Annotated in this window: 6 protein-coding genes; all 6 read right to left on the minus strand. The window is 34.6% G+C overall.

Features of this window, described 5'->3' with window-relative positions:
* Positions 1-153: 153 nt before the first annotated feature.
* Entirely contained in the window at positions 154-393 is a 240-nt protein-coding gene (gene hfq, locus RTL21_RS16010) for an RNA chaperone Hfq (RefSeq protein ID WP_031538267.1), read from the minus strand.
* A gap of 27 nt (positions 394-420) precedes the next feature.
* Positions 421-1416: a tRNA (adenosine(37)-N6)-dimethylallyltransferase MiaA gene (miaA, locus tag RTL21_RS16015; RefSeq protein WP_312097191.1), complete on the minus strand. Its 996-nt coding sequence runs from the start codon at positions 1414-1416 to the stop codon at positions 421-423.
* 96 nt (positions 1417-1512) lie between these two features.
* Positions 1513-2871 carry a hypothetical protein gene (locus RTL21_RS16020; RefSeq protein ID WP_312097193.1) on the minus strand — a complete coding sequence of 453 codons (1359 nt, stop codon included), beginning with the start codon at positions 2869-2871 and terminating at the stop codon, positions 1513-1515.
* A 25-nt stretch (positions 2872-2896) separates the two neighbouring features.
* Positions 2897-3868 carry a hypothetical protein gene (locus RTL21_RS16025; RefSeq protein WP_312097195.1) on the minus strand — a complete coding sequence of 324 codons (972 nt, stop codon included), beginning with the start codon at positions 3866-3868 and terminating at the stop codon, positions 2897-2899.
* Positions 3869-3973: 105 nt separating this feature from the next.
* The gene (locus RTL21_RS16030) at positions 3974-4354 is read right to left on the minus strand and encodes a sigma factor-like helix-turn-helix DNA-binding protein (RefSeq protein WP_312097197.1); all 381 of its coding nucleotides are present in this window, start codon (positions 4352-4354) and stop codon (positions 3974-3976) included.
* A gap of 153 nt (positions 4355-4507) precedes the next feature.
* Positions 4508-5611: a quinolinate synthase NadA gene (gene nadA / locus RTL21_RS16035; RefSeq protein ID WP_312097198.1), complete on the minus strand. Its 1104-nt coding sequence runs from the start codon at positions 5609-5611 to the stop codon at positions 4508-4510.
* Positions 5612-5654 lie beyond the last annotated feature (43 nt).

Raw genomic sequence — 5654 nt, forward strand, 5'->3', positions numbered from 1 at the left:
TATGGTATCATAGGCTTTTTATAAAATGTCCTTTACAAAGGGTACACTTTAGTTTACTCTCAAGCTTTTTTTATTGTTACTTACTTGTCTTCTTCCTATGTACTTGCATTCCCCTACCTAAAAAGGTGAGGCATAATCCCTGATTGATTCTGCTTATTGAACTTGTGTACCTTCCAAATCAATCTGTACATTTTTTTGCGGAGCAAATGTAGAAATAGCATGCTTGTAAACTAATTGTTGTTTACCTTCAGATTCAAATAATACAGTGAAATTATCAAAGCCTTTTATAAACCCACGTATTTGGAATCCATTTAATAAGAATACCGTTACGTTTGTGCCATCTTTACGTAATTGATTTAAAAATTGATCTTGAATATTAACTGATTGCTTCATGAAAATCCTCCTCTTTTCTCTCTACTATTATGTATTCGATTTTATTTTTAGCATTCCTTCTAAATAAGACGAAATTTCCTGTATTTTTTTTGTTATGTCATGTGTTTTGACACTTTCTGTCATATCAAACCACTCTACATTCATTTTATTACGGAACCAAGTTAATTGTCGCTTTGCATATCTCCTTGAATTCTGCTTTAACTCTTCAACCGATTCATCCAAGCTTAGCAAACCATCGAAATACTTGTAGATTTCCTTATAGCCTATAGCTTGAATGGACTGACAGTCTCTTATGCCCTTTTCATAAAAGTGCTGGACTTCCTCTAATAATCCGATTTCAAGCATTTGATCCACGCGTTTATTGATTCGCTCATAAAGAACACTTCTTTCCATCGTTAAGCCAATTAATGCCGCATCATAGAGTGACTCCTGCTTCTGCTCTTTTTGAATGTCAGACATTTTTCTGCCAGTTACATGAAACACCTCTAACGCTCTAATCACACGCCTGACATTATGGTGGTGGATTACAGCTGCAGCTTCCGGATCTACTTCCTTCAGCATGTTATGAATGGTTAAGCTTCCTTCTGCTTGCGCCATTTCTTCTAGTTTCGTCCGGAATTCTGGGTCTGATGCCGTTTCTTGAAACTGATAATCGTATAAAACCGCTTGAATATATAAACCAGTGCCGCCAACTATAAATGGCAATTTTCCTCTTGAAGTGATTTCCGTAATTTTCCTGCGAACAAGCTCCTGAAACTGCGCCACAGAAAAACTTTCATCTGGCTCAACAATATCAATTAAATGATGGGGAATCCCTTGCATTTCTTCCTGCGATATTTTTGCTGTTGCAATATCCATCCCTTTATAAATCTGCATGGAATCTCCACTAATAATTTCCCCGTCGAATTTTTTCGCCAGTTCAATACTTAGATTTGTCTTCCCAACAGCAGTAGGTCCGATTAGTACAACGACTTTTTCCTTTATTGTCAAATGATTCAACTGCCTTTTGCTAACATTTAGCATATACAAATATAAGCTATTATCATTATTTTAACACATTCCTCCGTGCAGTTTAACCTGTAAGCATTATTACCCAATCTTTATGAAATATACAAATTATTAATAATTGCTATTAATTTTTTTCTTCCCTGCTGAGTAGATAGTAATAATATAAGTATCCTTTTGAACAATCGGCTTTAATTCCTCACTGTGCAGAAACTGGTCCATAGAGCGTTTAATTGCACGAGCTACCTCTTCCTTGTTTTTATCTTCCGTTAGAAAATAAGTATAAACATCAATCGACACATTTTTCTTATTGGCATCGATTGTTATTCTTTCTATATTATATTCTTTGCCTAATAAAAATCCCTCATTGAAATAAGGAGCTAGTTTTAACCATCTTTCTTGTCGATCGAATCTTTCTTTATCATAATAGGATACACTCATATGCGCTTTATGGTTATATTTTTTTAAAATTCCCTTGACCCTTGTAAGTAGAGATTTCTCTGTTACGAGTTCGATATCCTTTGGAAGGAATACAATCCATTCGATCACATTTCCTTGATCTGAATAGTCACCAGGTCTAAGTTTTATATTTTTCTCATTTGCTTCCAAATATGCTGAAAAAGCCGCTTCATCCTTTCCAAATGCTTTTGTGACATAATCTAATTGGACAGTATATGCAACTCCTTTTTCATTCAACATTTGATTTACAAAGCGGATTATCTCCGATTTCTTCCGATAAAGCTCTTCTTTCCCCACGATAATAAAAACTTCTTCTTCCTCAAAATGTACAAAGACGGAAAAATCATCTTTTTGAAATGCTTCTTCTAATTTTGTTTCTAAAAATTCTTCCAATGTACTTCCCTTATAAATAGTTAATAAATCAGGACCTTGCCTTGCTTGTGTCTTTTCTATTATTCCACTATTCATTGCACCGCCAACGATAAGAAGATGTAAAATAATAAAAGAATAGAGAACAGTCTTTTTTGCATTAATCAAACTCCCCTTATTATAATCATCTAGGAATAAAGGGAGCTCCATTCTCTTTCCTTTCTCCTGGAGTCTGTCTACAAATGTATGAATCGTTATACCTTTTTTTAGTAACAGCTGAAGAAATGAATATAGTCTTCTTCTAATCTCTCTTATCGATTTTCCAACGATTCTAGCAATCTTCTTTATATCCAGTTGAAAATAGAAACGTAACAGAAGGATAGCTTGATCGAGTACATTGATTGAGTTAAAGGAATATTCCGAAAATAACCGATGAGTGACCTCCCTACTTTTTTCTACCCTCAACTGTTTTAATATATAGCGGAACCCTCTTTCCATTACATAAGGTGCATAAAACTTAGTCGAAGGCTTTATTAAAAAGGCATTCACGATTTCAAGTGATGTTTTCCTATCGCTTATTAAAAAGTCAGTAAATAAGATCCAATCTTTTACTAGATTGCTTTGGACTAATTTTAACCTGTTCAATAAAACCTCCTCCTTAAATAAAAAATCAAGTCTCTAAATGAATCTCATTTCCATCTTTCCCATATACTTTTATTATATAAGGAACTTGATTAAGGAGATTTTGAATATCTTCATGTTGTAAAAAAATACGCAGGGATCTTTTCAATTCTTTTATTAGCTCTTCTTTTTTGGCAACTTGTTCATCTGTTGAGAGAGATAATTCGGTATAAACATTGAATTCCAAAACACCATCTACATATGTAGGATACATATCATACACATTATAGTTATTTTCGCTGTAGATGTATGCCTCTGCTAAGGCAGGATAGATGTTCCAAATAGCTTTTTCCATTTCTACGACATCTGCTTCGACCTTCCCTATCGAAAAATCCCATTCTAAATCATACTTGTTTATGATGTTTTTGATTTCATTTTTTAAATTCTGTTCTTCTTCTTCGGAAATAGAATCAGATAAAAGTATTTCCGTTGATTCGCCAGATTCTTCACTAATAAAGTTTTGCATATAATAATAAGGACTTCCGGAGACTAATTGGAATATCTCTTGCTGCATTTCTATCACTCTCTTCGCTGCTTTTTGTTCCTCTGTTTGTTCTACTTCTACAACTTGATTAATCACTTCATATTTAATCTCATAATGCAGGTCTCTTTCCTTTAAATATGCTTCAATTAACTCTGTTACCTCTTTCTTATTATCTAGACTCTCCGGTGTATAAAATTGGACGATTAGCGTGTTAGTTGCATCTTCAGGATAGGCATAGATATCTAGAAACCCTTTTTCTTGAATCTCCTTATCCAGCTGAAATACTCCACCTTCCTTATAATATTTATAGACATCCGGACCTAAACTAACCCTTGTCTTCCCAAGCGTTTCTTGATTAATAGACCCTCCAGCAAGCAAAATCAATAAAGTAACTATAATAACTGATGTCTTTCGCCTACTTTTTGTTTTTTTATCTGTGTGTTGATTTTTCTTCTCGATAACTAGGTTTAATAGCAAAGTACTTTTTGTAAGTTGTACCTCTTTCTTAATAACATCCTCTAGATAATCAATGGATACTACTTTGCCATTATTTGACCAGATAATAAGGGCTGAATAAATAATTTATTTAACTTTTCTTTCTGAAGTCAGTAATACTTGTGCAATTTTTTTATAGGAAAAACCGTATACATACTTTAACAGAAAAGCTATGCGAGCTGGCTCATCAAGTAAACCTAGTCGACTTAAAAGTATGCTAGTGTCGATGGATGTGTAGATTATGTCATTGTTCCGATAATATTTTGTATATTCCTTGATTAATTGTTTTAAAAAATGGCGATCAAATGAAACAAAGAATAACTTATCCTTTACTTGAACCATTGTCCTTTCTAGTAATCGTTCCGTTACAACTTTGTCTCCAGTTAATAAAAAAGCTAGTACATACCATTCCTCTATATATTCCTGTATATTTCTTTGCCTCTTCCATTGTTTACCGCGTATTTTCAAGGCTCGTTCCGCCTTTCTCGTAAGTCTCCATATATTATCTTTATTTTATAGGAAGATAGAATGATTGTCATTAATACTTAATTGAATATTCTGTTTTTCAAACAACAAAAAAACTGCTCCGCATATTTTACAGAACAGTTTGCTACTATGTTTCTATGACAATCTCAACATTCTATCCAACGCCAATTTCGCATTCGAGGCAATTGGCTCATCGACAATAATCCTGTTACTTTCAAAATCCTCTTCGATTGATTCTAAGCACCAAACAAAATGAGGTAAGTCGATACGATTCATGGTTAAACAAGCACACATATATGGATTAAGAGAGATAATCTCTTTATCTGGGTGATCCTTGATAATCCGATTGACTAAGTTCATTTCCGTGCCAATGGCAAAAGCACTTCCAGGTTCCGCATTTTTAATTACATCAATAATATAATTTGTCGAACCAGCTAAATCAGATGCTGCTACGACTTCCCTACTACACTCAGGATGAACAATAATTTTCATGTGAGGATACTGTCTTCTTACTTGCTCTACATTTTTCACCGTAAAGTTCTCATGAACAGAGCAATGACCTTTCCAAAGGATAACTTTAATTTCTTCCATTGGCCCCTCATAGATAAGTTCATTTTGGATTGGATCCCAAATCGCCATTTTTTCTAAAGGTACACCTAAATTATAGGCTGTATTTCTCCCTAGATGCTGGTCTGGTAAAAATAACAACCTTTCCTTTTGCGTGAAAGCCCAGGAAACCATTTTTTCTGCGTTAGAGGATGTTACGGTCGCTCCCCCATTCTCTCCGACAAATGCTTTAATTGCTGCTGTTGAATTGACATAGGTTAGCGGAATAATCGTGTCACCAAATAATTCCTGTAGCTTTGCCCAGGAGCGATTTGTCTGATAAATGTCGGCCATATCAGCCATAGAGCAGCCTGCTCGCATATCTGGCAAGTAGACTTTCTGGTTCTCTTTCGTTAAAATATCAGCTGTTTCTGCCATGAAATGAACACCGCAGAAGACAATATACTCTGCTTCTGTGTTTTCCGCTGCGACTTGTGCTAGCTTTAAACTATCTCCAGTAGCATCCGAGAATTGAATCACTTCATCTTTTTGATAATGATGCCCTGGTATAAAAAGTTTTTTTCCTAATCGCTGCTTAATACTTGCTACTCTCTCTTCCAGTTCTATACTCGTCATCACTAAGTATTTTTCAGGTATCGTATTTGATGCACGTAATCCCTCTAAAATATTCATTCTCCTATCCCCTCTTGTCCTTTAATGAATACTTACACTTATG

Source organism: Niallia sp. (genome assembly GCF_031978665.1).
GTDB lineage: Bacteria > Bacillota > Bacilli > Bacillales > Cytobacillaceae > Niallia.